Here is a 13,435-nt window from a genome sequence, read left to right as displayed (position 1 = left end):
CTGCCGTGCCAGGGCATCGGGCATGTTACATAGCGCGTGGATCTGGCGAACACGAGGTGTTGTTACGAGCGGACGAGATCGTAGGCCCGCGCCAGGTCGTCAGCCCACGACATGGCGTGGTCACGCGCGAACGCGCGATCCAGCCGGTTGCGGACCGTTTCGCGGCGCAGCCAGGCGGCCAGCGTGGCCGGCCTCCGGTCCGCGAAGTTGAGTCTGTTCACGGTGTCGGCCAGGTGGCGGTCTGCCGCCGAGTTGAGTGTGAGGTCCCAGATGTCGAGGAATCGCGTGACGTTTTCACCGGCGGCGACGACCGCGTCGAGGAAGGTGGTCGGGTCGAGGAACGACCCGACCTGCGACGGGTACGTCGCCAGCAACGACCGCCGCACCGCATCCAGGTAGCCGTCAACGGCGTCCCGCTCGAGTTCGGGCCAGGTCCGCCACCGCTCGCGGGACAGCTTGCCCAGCACGATCGCTGGGTCGAGGTCCGTGGCGGTGGCCATGCGCTCCAGCAGCAGAGGCAGCAGATGCTTCAGATCATCGCGGCTGCCGACCGTACCGCCGATGCTGATCGACAGAGAGAACAAGTCATGGTCGTCGACCGACGCCGGCCCCCGGCAATGCGGACAGCCATCGAGCACCGCCCTGCCCTGGTACTGGGCGAACGCGTCCCGAAGTTGTGCCATCGCCACAATCAGATCGCCGTCCACCGGCCGATCTTCGCAGCCCGCATCGGCTCAACGTGAACTGCTCCGCTGGGCCACCCGAGCTGATCGGACTCTTGAGGTCTATTCACAGGCGATCCTGTAGAAGTGCAGCCCGATGACACAGGAGATCGTTTCCGTGAAGGTCGCGAGCGGTCTGCGGTAGTCGGTGTGCAGGATTCTCCAGGTCTTCAGGTTTGCGATGACCTGTTCGACGACCCAGCGGATCTTGTTGACCTGCCTGTTGTATTCCTTCTGCCACTCTGTGAGCTCGCCGCCCTTGGGCTTCTTGTACGGAGTGATCATGCCGTTGCCGACGTAGCCCTTGTCGCCGATCCAGTCTCCGGGATTCAGGCTGACGAGAACACCGGTGTCGTTGATCGCGTACGAGTCGTGGTGGTTGCCGGTGACGGGATCGGAGACCCAGGCGAGCGCGCCGTCGAGGGTACAGGCGACCTGGACGCTCATGCCCGTGGTCTTGTGCTTGCCGGAGTACAGACAGCGGTCCGTGCGCCATGACCAGCAGGGGAACAGAGTGCCGTCGACGATGTACTGGGCGGTCGGGTCGAGCTCGTCGGCGGTCGGCACGAACCCCGCCAGCACGCGGTCGAGGACCGGGGTGATGGCGGTGACCGCCCGTGAGATCGTCGACTGGGAGACGCCGTGCGCCTCGGCGATCTCCGCTTGGACACGGTTACGACGCATGTAGGTCAACGCGACCACGAGGGCACGGTAGAGGCCGAGGACCGGGGGCCACGGTTCCATGCCCAGGTTCCGGCATTCGGCGCGGACCAGCACGCAGAGGTCGCGAATCTGATCGGTCGTGAAGCCGGTGGTATGATACATGCTCGGCGGTCCGCTTTCTTTGGTTGTTGTGTGGAAACTCCATCCTATGGGAGGGCGGGCCGCCTCATTCATCGGGGGGTCCACTGTGGGTTACTGGACCCTGCTGAATAAGCCTCCTTGATCACGTATCCGCTCGTGCCGCGAGTCGCGCGCCACTCCAGTCGGAGCCGTCACGCCTCGTGACCGTCCTGCAGTGTCGATTGAGGTCCGGACTTGCCGACTGAGCGGATGTCTACATGCCTTGTCGGCTCTTCGCCAGCGCGGCAGGCGAGGGGTAGTCACCGGTCTTTGCTGTGGCGGTGCTGTCTGCCTGGGTGCGAGAGCAGCGTTCGAACAGGTCAGTGGCTGGTGGCTGGAGTGGTGGTGACCGGTTCGAGTAGTGTGGCGGTCGCCATCTGGTGGAGGTGCTTGGCCCAGCCCAGCGGAGTTGCGTCGAAGCGCTGGTCGCGCTGGTCGGGATCGGCCCCCAGGTCCAGGAGACAACGGGTAAGTGCGAGGTTGCCGTTCCCGGCGCTGTGGTGCAGTGCGGTCTCCCAGGGCTCTTCGACCGGGGCGTCGCCACGCCCGTATGCGTTGACGTCGAAGCCGAGCTCCGCCAGCAGCGTGATCGTCTCGATCGGCGCCTGAGTCGCGGCCCACACCATGAGTCCGGGACGGGTGCGGCGGGCATGGTCCACGGCACCGGGATGTTCGGCGCGAATGCGGTCCAGGGTGGAACGGTCGGCGCGGAACGCTGCGGCGATCAGCTCTCGAACCGGGTCAGGACCGGGCGGGGTGGCACCTCGGGCGATGAGATAGCCGGTGATCTCGGTGTCGCCGTTGAGCTGGGCCAGCTCGACCGGCGTCCGGCCGTCGCCGGGGGTCCACGTGAGCCCAGCACCCTCGAATGGTGAGCGGAAGTCGATTCCGTGCTCAACCAGTAGCCGTACCCGGTCGGGTTGGTGGTGCTCGACCGCCCAGCGCAGCTGGGTCCGCAGCATCTGCGAAGGTGCGTCCAGGTCTGGGATCCTGGTCTTCCATGGGCCGCCATCGCTGGCGCCGAGACCGTACTCGAACAGCAGCTCCAGGTGTGAGTCATCCGGCGTGAACATTCCGTTGTACAGGGTCTGCGCGTCGTTGGGGTCGGCACCGGCGGCGAGCAGCAGCCGGCCCAACGCCTGCCAGTGCGGGTGGCGGGGCTGACGCCGCGGGCCTAGCTCGCCGAGGCCGAAAACTCCGGTCAGCACCGTGAACGGTGACGGCAGGGCATCGAAGAGGTAGCCCTCGTTCGCGTCAGCACCGGCGGCAAGCAGTTGCTCGGCGACCGCGAGCACACGCTCGACCGACACGGCCGGGTCGAGACGCGAGTAGGCGAGGTAGAACAGCGGCCGCCACCGGAACGGGCCACCTCGCTCGGCCGCCCGTCGCGGACGCGCGGCGAGCAGCCGAGCGACGTCGTCCGGACGGGCAGCCGCAGCGGCGGCCCAGATGTTCGCCGAGGTCAGATCGGGATGCTCAGCGATCAGTCGCCGGGCCTCGGCCCAGCGCGCCGGCCCGTCCTCGCGGCCGTACGTCAGACAGGCGAGGCGGCAGAACTCGTCCGCACGGTCGGCCACCGAAACCGCGCCGAGCCCGGTTTCCCAGCCGTGTTCAACCACTGTTGCGAGGTATCGCCTGAGCCGCGGCCAGCTGGCGAACCCGTACTCGCGGGCGACGACCAACTGCGCGGTGGCAAGCGGCAGGCCGCTGAGGTCGTCGGGAACCCCGCCGGGATTGTGGTGGGCCAGCCGCGCCACCGCGCCGGCGTCGCCGGACCGGACGGCGCGCTGGAGGGACCGGGCCTGCCGGCGGAAGCTGTCGAGGTCGGGACGGGCCGGAATGTCCAGGGTAGGCACGACGGTCTCCTCTCGTCTGCCTGATGTCCGCTCGGTCAGGCCGAAAGGAGAACGTTGGTGATCATGCTGCACACCCCAGGTGGGCTAAGCCCATTCCCGCGGACCGGTGGCTTCCTGGCAGCCGCCGCCAGTTTAGCCGATCCTGCCGTGACCCCGGCCCGAGCAGAATCCGCGCCAACCAAGATCAGGTGTGCGCTCATGCCGCGAGCCGGTGCACCTACCCAACTCTCTTGGTAACCCAGCGTGAACAGCGGATGGAGGCCACTGCGTCCGCAGCCGCCGGCGGATCCGAATCGGCAGACATCCCGGCGTGTGTACGTCTGGCGTACCTGGCTCTGCACTGGCGCCCGTACACCGACACCCGCCGTCACCCGTCAGCCGCGACAGCCCCAGACCCGGGCAGCAGACGGGCGGATGCAGCAGCCGCGGCCAGGCGGAGTAGGGTTGGCCCTTGACGGGCCGTTAGCTCAATCGGCAGAGCTGAGGACTTTTAATCCTTAGGTTCTGGGTTCGAGTCCCAGGCGGCCCACCACATGACCTGGGAAAATGGTTATCGATCGATGATCGAATCACCTTCTGTCCGGCCAGATTTGCCGGATATGACCCGCTATGCGGGGAGCACCCAGCGAACACCCAAGACGCCCACGACCGCGTCGGCGTTGACGGCTGCAGGCCCGGACTGCAGGGTGTGGTATCCAGGGCGGGGGGAGGCCGGGCCGGGTGGCCATGCTCGCCGCCGGGTGCAATCCGGCCGTTCCGGGCGGCTTCATGTAGAAGTTCGTCAACTTCCGGCTGCGGTTGGTCGTGGTCGGCGACATCACGGCCGCGCCGCTGGCGCGCGCCTTGTCCGCTGGCCCGGTCCTTCAGCAGTTCCAGGTACCGCTCGTCGTCGGGCGTCTTGTTCACGCGGAGAGACGCCAGCCGCTGGGTGCGGAGTCAGTTGGCGACCTGCGCGTCGACGATCGGCGCGGCGTTCGGGTCAACGATGCCATCGACGGCCGTGGTCATGAACAGCCACGTGGTGAGGAACGCCCCACCCAGGTACGCGACGGGTCGGCCGTCGGTGTGCGGCCTGGGCCTGACCGCCCACAACGCCCGTGTGCCGGGCGGGGCTGGTGGACCCGAACGGCTGTGAGCCCGAGGTGCGCAACGCAGCCTGTCATATGCTGCGCTCGGGCGGCGCGGCACCATCTCCATGTCGATCTCCCGCAAGAGTCGATCGCGCCGCCCCCGACCCCTGCCCGGCATCACCCCGGGTCATTGGTGCTCTGTCTGCCAGGTGAGGCAGGTGGGTCGGCGGCCTGTGGCGGTGTATTCGGCGACGGCGCGGCCGGCGGCGGCGACACTGGCCCGGGCCAGGACGGCGGGCACGGTGACCAGGCCGGAATCGGGCGATTCGACAACCGTGATCGGGCCGACGGGTTCGTGCTCGATGCCCCGTGTGCCGTCCGGGAGCCAGCACACCGCGGCCCGGTTGACGTGCGTGTCGACGTCGATCCGCAGCTGAGCCTGCCTGTTCACGGGGCCGATCCAGATGGTCTGGCCGGTTCCACCGTGGGCCATGATCGACTCAGTCTGATCGGCGAACAGCTCGGCGGCGCGGCCGGGGTCGGGCAACGGCTCGCGGTGGCCGTGGTAGTCCATCATCACCGCGGTCAAAGGTTATCCCCTCTATCGGTCGGTCGGGCCGTGTGGCCGGCGGCGGGTCGGGTTGATGCCGCCGGCATCGGGTTGACGGCGTACCGGTCGCCGTTGCCGTGCGGGCGGCCGCGGTCGGGTCAGTCGACGAACGGCCGCTCGGGATGCCCGACACCGGTGACGTGACCGCAGCCTCATGGCTGTGGTGCGGCTCGGTCGCCGGCCCTGCAGCCCTGGGAGGCGACGGTGGTGGTTTCCGGTCCTTCATCTCTCGGGTCTGGTCGGGTTGGGTTGTCTGGCTAGCGGCCGAGGCGTCTGGCTGTCTGGTCGGTCAGCGTGTCGGTGAGGTCGTGCAGGAATGCGAGCGCGGTGTCCGTCTCCGCGGTGGGTGTCAGCGCCTGCACGTACGCCATCACGACCAGGTTCTCGTCGCGGACGAGGTGAGTGATGTCGATCTGGGTGGCTCCGAGGCCGCCGCCGGTGGTGCTGTTCGCGTCCAGGTCTTCGACGGTTTCGAACGATATTCCGCTGTCCTCCCACCAGCCGGTGCGGTCGGCGGTGGTGGTGCCGGGTGTGGTGTCGTCCCACAGGTCGACGTAGCGGATGGCGTCCTGGTTGTACGCCTCGACCGCTCCTGGCACGTCGTCGTAGACCCGGACCTGTATTCCGCCGACGGGTTCGAAGCCGCCGAGTTTGGTGGTGAAACGCCCGTCGGTGGCGTGGGCGACGTAGATGCAGTTCGCAAACCAGTGGGTCCGTCCCACGCTGTAGGTCGTGTGGTGGTCCAGGGCGGGAGCGAGGGTGAGCCCGAATCGCCGGAACAGGTCCTCCGACCGCAGCCGGTTGCACAGGTTTTGGGGCATCTCGTCGTACGGCGGTGTCGGGTCGGGCCGCGGGTCCTCGGTGTCGGTCCCGCACCCGCCGGCGACGCTCATAAGTACGGCGGCTAGACACGCGGCGAGGATGCCCCGTCTACTGGTGGTGGGGTTCATCGCCGCTCCTGGCGAGCAGGGGTGTTCAGGGTGAGGGAGCAGGTGATCAGTCGGTGGTCCGATGGCGGCGGCTGGCCGGGGTCGGGTAGGTGGACGCGGTAGGTGTCGGGCAGGACGTGGGGTGTCATGGCGTCGTTGGCCAGGAGCCAGTCGATGAGCAGACCGCCGCCGGGGTCGATGCCGGGGTTGACGGTCGGCGTGATCGGCTGGGTGGGATCGGCCCGCCATGCCATTTCGGCGACGGCGTGCAGGCCGCAGCCGTTGGTGCGCTGCCGGGTGGTGGCGTCCCATTCGCCAATGAGGTGGTCGACCGCGCGGGTGTCCGGCCCCCACGTGCCGTCCGGCCGGAGCGTGCCTTTGTGGGTGCGCTGGTGGGGTGTGGCGGCCATCCAGTCCCGCTGCGGTAGGTGGCCGCCGGACGCGGTGCCGTTGAGGTCGCCTCCGCCGATGACGGGCAGCGGTTCGGTGCTGCCGTAGCGGCTGACGCGGCGGGCTTCCTCGAGCCGGGCGTCACCGGACAGCGGTTCGAAGTGGTGCACGAAGGCCAGGAACTCCCGCCGCTGGTCGCGTGCTCGTGCGCTGTCGCGGAGGGCGAACCGGGCGACGTTGCGTTGGTCGTCGAACACGCCGGGGTCGTCGGGGTTCCACCAGCGGCGCAGTATCAGCAGGTCCGGGTTGTAGAAGATGGCGGGTGGCATCGGTCCGCGTCGCATCGAGCCCAGTTCGGCGACGTAGGGGACACCGAGTTGGTCCGACAGGGCCTCGGCGGCGGCGTACTTCGCCGCGCCGGCGTTGTCGCGGTAGCGGCTCGCCTCGCAGAACAGGATCAGGGCGGGCGCCGCGGTGACGTCGGCGAACGCTTGTTGGAGCCGGGTGAAGTCGTAGCGGCCGTCCGGCGTCCGGCCGCCGTTGTGGTAGTTGAACAGGGCGATGCCGATCACTGCTCGCTCCTCTCGTGCCTGCCGGCCGGTCGGCCGGTCGTGCTTGCTCTGGTGGTGGTCGTCGGCCCGGACACGGACCTGGCTGTCGCGCGTTCGGTCGAGCCGGGCGGTCAGGTCGCTACGGCGCGTCTGGAGCGGCCGGCCGGGGAGTGTGGGCGGGCTGGGTTGTGCTGGTTCGGGTCGTCGTGGCCGGTCGGGGGCTCCGGGGTCCGGCCCGGTGTCGGGTCGGACCCCGGAGGTGTTCCTCCCTGGATGGCCCTGGCATGCCGTGCGCTGCCCTGCCGAGCCGAGCGGGCGGCTTGGCTCGGCGCGCCGCGACGCAGGCGTGCCATGGGTTCCCCCTCTACGCCCCGGGTTCGGGGTGTGGGGAGCTGATGGGCGGCGGTGTGCCGCGCCCGCCGGTGTCGAGTTCGGTGACCTGCGGGTCGACCCGGGAGACGACGGAAGGCTGCTGGTAGGTGGCGGGGCCGTCGCGGCGATCCCACACGCCGGGGGCGGGCCGGGGTTGGTGGGGTTCGGTCTGGGCGTCACCAATCCGGGGGATTTGCTGCAGGGCGGCCATCGCGGTGTCGAGCCGGTTCTGGCGGACGTCGAGTTGGCGCATCATCGCGGTCTGGTGGGCGAGGCCGGTGGCGGTGGCCTGGACCAGCCGGGCGGCGGTCACGTCGAGCCTGGTGAGGTCGATGGTGCCGACCTTGGTGTGGGCGTCGGTGACCTCGGCGACGGCGCGGGCCTGGTGGCGGTGCGCGAGGTCGAGGACCTGGTCGGGGCGGGCGTGCTGGTAGCCCCGCCCCCGTGCGACGGTGAACACCGTGCGGTGCCGGGTGAGCAGCACCTCCGCGGCTTTGCGGGCGGCGGCGTGGATGGCCTGCCGGCCACCGGTGTGGTCGGCGGGGTCGAGGTCGAGCAGTTGTCCCATCTCGTCGTAGCTGAGGATGTCTCCGGGCTGGAGCCGCGACATCGCGGTGGCGAGGATCTGCCATCGGGGGGCTGAGCCGGCCGGCTGGCCGGGTCGGCGAGTGGGTCGGCGGTCATCGTCCGGGGCTGGTACTGGGCGGGTGGCGTCCATGTCAGTCCGTGCCGTCGAGGGTGCCGACGAAACGCCCGTAGGTGGGTCGTCCGTCGCCGAGTCCGATCAACGCGCCGGCGGTGTGGGCGGCGTTACGCAGATCGGCCAGGTTGATGACGGCGGGGTCGTAGACGCCGCGGGCCTGTAACCGCCAGTGGGGAAACACTGGTCGGGTGCGCATGACGCGGGCGTTGCCGACCTTGACGGGGGCGCGGTGGACGTGGCGGGTGTCGGCGTAGAGGGCGGCGGGATCCCGGGGACCCTCGTACAGCACCGGGACCTTCATCGTTTCGATCAGCACACCACGTTCGACCTTCTTGCCGTCGCGTGACAGGCGGGCGCCCTCGACCAGGCATTTGGTCAGGTTCGGTGCCGGGATGAACGGACCGACATCGGGGTCGTGGTAGAGGCCGCCGAGCCATTCCAGCTGGGCGATCTCGGCGTGGTCGTCGTCGGTCTTCTTCGCCTTCGCCGAGATGGGCCGGATCTGCCGCACGATGGTGTCGAGGGGATCGACCAACCGCGCGTTGTGCATCAGCAGCGGCGCGGTGCCGGCAGCATCGAAGATGAAACTGGGCACAGGTGAAAACTCCAGATCAGCGAGGGAGCCGGGTCAGACGCCGTGGGACGTGAACGTCGGCGAGGTAGAGGTCACGCGGCCGGACGTGGGACAGGGCGAGGACGTCGCGCAAGGTGTTGTCGTCGGGTGGGTTTGTTGTCGGCGGTGGGGGTGGAGCGGGGCTACCAGCGTCGGCCGGGCGTCGGGAACGCCGTGGTCGGTGACGGTCTGGGCGTCGTCGTGGTCGACGCGTCGCGGGCGTGGGCGGTGACGGCGGTGCTGATCAGGCGGAGTTTCGTCAGCCATCAGGGGTGCCTTCCGTCGGCGGGTCCGGTGTGGGCGTGGGACCGGCTAACGGCGGTGGCTGGTCCTGCGGGCCGAGGAGTCCGAGGACGATGAGGGTGTCGGGGGTGGGTGTGGAGCGGTCGACGGCGTCGGCCCATCGACGGTGGGTGCAGGGGTGTGGGGTGAGTCGTCCCTCGAAGCGGCACTGCGCGCACATGAGGGTGTCGTCGTCGGGGGTGTGCAGGGCGAGGATGGCGTCGGCGGTGAGGCTCGCTGACGGGTACGCCGGTGCTGGCACGGGCGGGTAGATGGGTGTGATGGTCACGGGTGGTGCTCCGTCCTTGCTGATGGGGGTCTGCGGTTCGGCGGATGGGCTTGGCGGGCCGGAGGCGGGGCGGGAAGGGCGCATGGGCAGGTGGGCCGATGCCGGTCAGGGTTTACGGGCGAGTCCTCCGAAGTCGTCGACGTCGACGATGTGGGCGGTGTCGGGTCGCCAGCGGGTGACGGACACGACGCCGGGTTCCAGGAGTTCGAGTCCGTGGAAGAAGCCGGCGATGAGGTCGGGGGTGCGGTTGACGCGAGGGTTTTCGCCGCTGGCGTTCCACTGGCGGACCACGTCGTCCATCGACGCGGGGTGGATGACGTTGGTGTCGTCGCACAGGGCGAGGTAGCTGCCGGCGGGGACGGCGTCGACGAGACGGCGCACGATGGCGTACGCCTGGGTGTCGTCGGTGAGGTGGGCGGTGACGCCGAGCAGGATCAGGGCGACGGGTTGGTCGAAGTCGAGGGTGTGGGCGGCCCGGGACAGGATCGCGTCGGGGTCGGTCAGGTCGGCGTCGATGTAGTCGGTGGCGCCGTTCGCGGTGCTGGTGAGCAGGGCGCGGGCGTGGGCGAGGACGAGGGGGTCGTGGTCGACGTAGACGATGCGGGATTCGGGTGCGAGTGTCTGGGCGACCTGATGGGTGTTGTCGGCGGTGGGCAGGCCGGTGCCGATGTCGAGGAACTGGCGGACACCGGCGTGGGCGAGGTGGGTGACGGCCCGGACGAGGAACGCGCGTTGCGCGAGCGCGATCTCGGCGATGTGCGGGTTCGCCGCTCTGATCCGGTCTCCGATCTGGCGGTCGGCGGCGAAGTTGTCCTTGCCGCCGAGCCAGTAGTTCCAGACCCGGGCGGACTGCGGGACGCTGGTGTCGATGCCCTGCCTCGTGGTGGGCGCGGTGTCGCTCATGACCGGGCTTGCCTCTCCGGATGGGTCGAACGGGTTGCGTACGGCGGTGGCGGGCACGGCCGTCACGACTCCCGGCCGGAGCCGACACCGCAGGTGTGGGGTTGACGCCACATCGGCCACAAAGGTGGTCCACCGTCGGGCAGGTGCACCGGGGCGGGGGTGGTGTCGTAGTAGCCATGCCGTTGGTAGAGGCGTCGGGCGTGGCTGCTGGTGGCGACGAGGTGGACGGGGGTGCCGGCGGTGTCGCAGATGGTGTGCCGGTGGGCGAGCAGGGCGGTGCCGACACCCCTGCGCTGCCGGTCGGGGGCGACGCCGAGGTAGGCGAGGTAGGTGTGGGGGCGGTGTGGGGCGTGTTCGTGCAGGAGTGCGGCGAGGTGGGTGAACCGTCCGGCGTGTGGGCCGGCGGCACGGGCGACCAGTGCGGTGTGGTGGGGATCGGGGGTGTGGGCGGTGGTGTGGGGCAGCCAGACGGCGGCGCCGGTGTGGTCGTCGCAGGTGTACACGGTGCCCGAGGTCATGGCGTGGGTGAGGACCGCCGGGCAGAGTCGCTGGTAGACGTGTCGGCGTTCGCCGGGGTCGGGGATGAGCCAGACGGCGTCGGGGGTGCCGACGAACGCCTCGACCAGGGTCGCCGTGAGCGCGGGGATGTCGTGGCGGTCGGCGACACGGATCACGGTCGTGGTGGGGGTGGTGGTCACCGACGGATCTCCTTACGTGCGGCGGGGGTCGGGTGGGTTGTGGTGCGGGTGGCGGCGTCGGCGCCCGCGCCGACGGTGGCGTAGACGTGGCGGCGTGTGCGGTGCAGGACGGCGGCCCATGCCAGGCCGGCGGTGACGGCGGCGGCGTAGAGGCCGGGCAGCGCCCACCGGGCCGGCGAGCCGGCAGGGGTGTTGAGGAGGTCACCGAAACCGATGAGAGTGCCGCCGAGGATGAACACCAGCAGGTTGAGCGCGACGCCGGGAGCGAACGCGGTCGACCAGCGGGACTCACCCCGGCGGTCGTGGCGGAAGTATGCGAGGACGGCGAGGCTGGTCGCGGTCATCAGGATCAACACACCCAGGCCGCCGGTGACGGTCAGCCAGAAGAACAGATGAACGATCGGATCGAGTCCGGCCAGCGCGTAGCCGGCGATGGTCAGGCCGGCCACGCCGGTCTGGGCCAGCGAGCCGAGTCGCGGCGCCCCGGTCCGCCCGTGGGTGCGCCCCAGCGCGGCGGGAAGGACCTGTTCTCGGCCCAACGCGAACAGGTAGCGGGCGACCATGTTGTGGAAGGCCAGCAGGGCGGCGAACAGGCTGGTCACCAGCAGCAGCCGGCCCACGTCCACGATCAGGCGTGGGAGGTGGCCGTCGACCAGCACGAACATCAACTCGGGCCCATGGCGGGTGGCGGCGTCGATGATCTGGGTGGGGCCGGCGGCGGTCTGCATCGCCCACGCCGACTCCGCATACAACACGGCGGTGACGGCGATCGCGGTGTAGGTGGCGTGCGCGACCGTACGCCGGGGGTCACGGGTCTCCTCCGCGAGGACGGTGGTGGCCTCGACCCCGACGTAGCCGGCGATCCCGCCGACGAGGATCGCCGCCATCCCCGGCACCGCCAGATGCCCCGGCGCCAACCCGTGCAGCGCTAGCCCCCCGGCGGCGGGGTGGGTGGCCATGACCGTGTCGAAGACCACCACCACGGTGATCTCCGCGACCAGCAGCACACCCAGAACCCGGCCGTTGAGGTCGACCCGCGCCAACCCCAGCACCGCGACCGCCAGCCAGCCGCCGAGAGCCCACACCCACCACGGCACGCCGACACCGGCCACCGCCGACACGGTCGCGGCCGTGACGACACCGAACGCCCCGTACAGGCCGATCTGCATCAGGTTGTAGGCCACCACCGCCACGAACGCCGCCGCCACACCACAGGCCGGGCCGAGAGCGTGCGCGACGTACGAGTACATCGACCCGGCGTTGACCACATGCCGCGACATCGCGACGTAGCCGACCGCGAACACCACCATCACGGCGGCGGTCGCCGCGTAGGCGACCGGCACCCCGGACAGGCCGGTCACCGCATAGGCGGTCGGCACCGCCGACGCGACCACCGTCATCGGCGCCGCAGCGGCCAGGACGAAGAACACCACCTGCGGCACCCCGAGCCGGGACCGGGCCAACGCGGCGGCGACACCACCCCGACGCGGACGCGGCACACCAAACGAAACCGACACAACGATCCCCCCAGAGAAGACAAGAACCAGACGAGACGGAGGCAGGTCAGAGAAAATGGGCGGGCAGGGTGCCTGAGCAGACGCTTGAGCAGGGCAGACGGTGGTCAGGTCCGGCCACCCAGCACAGCCCGGCCGACCGCCGCCGACAACTCCCACAACAGGACGTCGACCTGCGCCGGCACCGGACTCAACAACCGGTCCAGACGCTGCCGAGCCCGCGGCTCACCGCCGAGGAACCGGCCCTCGACACCAACAGCCGCACACAACCGCGCCAGAACGCTGTCGAACTGGTCCAACCGGTCACCGCGGCCGATCCGGGTCGACAACCGGGCCCACGGCCACGCCGCCACGTTCATGTCCGTCGGCTCCCACACCGTCCGGACCGTCACCAGCCGCCGGACCCGCACCGGACGCACCACCCCCGCGTCGGCCAACCGCTGACCGATCGCCGGCACCGACACGTCGGCGAGAACGTCGAGCCACACCGGAACCGGCTGACCCGGCTCGGCCGCCACCCAGGCCGCGATCTGCCGCTCCAACCCGCCCAGCCGCACCCCCGGTTCCGGACACGCCAGATGCCCCGACGGCGTCACCTCCAACACCCCCGCAACGACCAGGTCCGCCAACACCGCGGCCGTCGCCCCGTACCCGGCGATCCGCGGCGCCACCCGCAGCTGACCCGACACGTCGTGATGCGCCATCAGGAAGAACTCATCCGCCAACAACCGACGATCAACCGGCAACGACAACACCGACCGCCGATGAGTCCCGGACTGGTAGACGGTCATCGCCGACCGTTCCTTGTCCAGCCGCGCCAAAGCGAAGGGATGGTGAAAGGTGACGGCTGACTCAGAGGGCCAGGGCACGACGCCGGCGCTGCTCGAGCCCCGGCTGCGGCGTACGGGCGTTGCCCGAGAAGGGTCGGCCCACCCATGCCATCGGCTGCCGCCACCGGGTCAGCCCTCCGCACGTGTACGAGCTGCAGGCGCGAGATTGACCATCGTCGCCCTGCCGGCTTAGGTGCCCGTGCCTGCGCGGGATGGCCCAGCTTGTGTGAGCGGGACGCGGTGCAGTCCGGGCACCGCAG

The 13,435-nt window shown here is 70.0% G+C and carries 14 protein-coding genes and 1 tRNA gene; 1 reads left to right on the top strand and 14 read right to left on the bottom strand.

Annotated elements, in window-relative coordinates:
• Positions 1-62: 62 nt before the first annotated feature.
• The 3 genes from O7610_RS20675 to O7610_RS20665 all read right to left on the bottom strand — a co-directional run bounded on the left by O7610_RS20675 (position 63) and on the right by O7610_RS20665 (position 3,421).
• Complete coding sequence (locus tag O7610_RS20675; RefSeq protein WP_289211611.1) at positions 63-707, bottom strand: hypothetical protein; 645 nt, start codon at positions 705-707, stop codon at positions 63-65.
• Between the two features lie 78 nt (positions 708-785).
• Positions 786-1,619 (bottom strand): transposase family protein, encoded by an 834-nt coding sequence (locus O7610_RS20670; RefSeq protein WP_289211610.1) that lies wholly within the window; start codon positions 1,617-1,619, stop codon positions 786-788.
• Positions 1,620-1,885: 266 nt separating this feature from the next.
• The gene (locus tag O7610_RS20665; RefSeq protein WP_289211609.1) at positions 1,886-3,421 is read right to left on the bottom strand and encodes an ankyrin repeat domain-containing protein; all 1,536 of its coding nucleotides are present in this window, start codon (positions 3,419-3,421) and stop codon (positions 1,886-1,888) included.
• A gap of 456 nt (positions 3,422-3,877) precedes the next feature.
• Between O7610_RS20665 and O7610_RS20660 the strand changes: the two genes are divergently transcribed.
• Positions 3,878-3,953: transfer RNA gene (locus O7610_RS20660), tRNA-Lys, on the top strand.
• A 404-nt stretch (positions 3,954-4,357) separates the two neighbouring features.
• Here O7610_RS20660 and O7610_RS20655 read toward each other — a convergent pair.
• The 11 genes from O7610_RS20655 to O7610_RS20605 all read right to left on the bottom strand — a co-directional run bounded on the left by O7610_RS20655 (position 4,358) and on the right by O7610_RS20605 (position 13,136).
• Entirely contained in the window at positions 4,358-4,513 is a 156-nt protein-coding gene (locus O7610_RS20655; RefSeq protein WP_289211608.1) for a hypothetical protein, read from the bottom strand.
• A gap of 165 nt (positions 4,514-4,678) precedes the next feature.
• Entirely contained in the window at positions 4,679-5,071 is a 393-nt protein-coding gene (locus tag O7610_RS20650) for an Imm1 family immunity protein (RefSeq protein ID WP_289213652.1), read from the bottom strand.
• 287 nt (positions 5,072-5,358) lie between these two features.
• Positions 5,359-6,051 (bottom strand): hypothetical protein, encoded by a 693-nt coding sequence (locus tag O7610_RS20645; protein WP_289211607.1) that lies wholly within the window; start codon positions 6,049-6,051, stop codon positions 5,359-5,361.
• Complete coding sequence (locus O7610_RS20640; RefSeq protein ID WP_289211606.1) at positions 6,048-6,992, bottom strand: exonuclease/endonuclease/phosphatase family protein; 945 nt, start codon at positions 6,990-6,992, stop codon at positions 6,048-6,050. The genes O7610_RS20645 and O7610_RS20640 overlap by 4 nt, the downstream gene beginning before the upstream one ends.
• A gap of 343 nt (positions 6,993-7,335) precedes the next feature.
• A complete protein-coding gene (locus O7610_RS20635) occupies positions 7,336-7,953 on the bottom strand; it encodes a hypothetical protein (RefSeq protein WP_289211605.1) in 618 nt (205 codons plus the stop codon).
• Positions 7,954-8,062: 109 nt separating this feature from the next.
• Positions 8,063-8,641, bottom strand: a complete 579-nt coding sequence (locus tag O7610_RS20630; protein WP_289211604.1) for a hypothetical protein — start codon at positions 8,639-8,641, stop codon at positions 8,063-8,065.
• A 277-nt stretch (positions 8,642-8,918) separates the two neighbouring features.
• Entirely contained in the window at positions 8,919-9,230 is a 312-nt protein-coding gene (locus O7610_RS20625; protein ID WP_289211603.1) for a hypothetical protein, read from the bottom strand.
• 105 nt (positions 9,231-9,335) lie between these two features.
• Complete coding sequence (locus tag O7610_RS20620; RefSeq protein ID WP_289211602.1) at positions 9,336-10,133, bottom strand: SAM-dependent methyltransferase; 798 nt, start codon at positions 10,131-10,133, stop codon at positions 9,336-9,338.
• Between the two features lie 62 nt (positions 10,134-10,195).
• Complete coding sequence (locus O7610_RS20615) at positions 10,196-10,831, bottom strand: GNAT family N-acetyltransferase (RefSeq protein ID WP_289211601.1); 636 nt, start codon at positions 10,829-10,831, stop codon at positions 10,196-10,198.
• Entirely contained in the window at positions 10,828-12,348 is a 1,521-nt protein-coding gene (locus O7610_RS20610; RefSeq protein WP_289211600.1) for an APC family permease, read from the bottom strand. The genes O7610_RS20615 and O7610_RS20610 overlap by 4 nt, the downstream gene beginning before the upstream one ends.
• Before the next feature lie 104 nt (positions 12,349-12,452).
• Positions 12,453-13,136 (bottom strand): GOLPH3/VPS74 family protein, encoded by a 684-nt coding sequence (locus O7610_RS20605; RefSeq protein ID WP_289211599.1) that lies wholly within the window; start codon positions 13,134-13,136, stop codon positions 12,453-12,455.
• Positions 13,137-13,435: the final 299 nt, after the last annotated feature.

This window comes from Solwaraspora sp. WMMA2065 (assembly GCF_030345075.1).
Lineage (GTDB): Bacteria > Actinomycetota > Actinomycetes > Mycobacteriales > Micromonosporaceae > Micromonospora_E.
The sequence above is the reverse complement of the archived record's forward strand: the minus strand, read 5'-3'. Positions and strand labels throughout refer to the sequence as shown.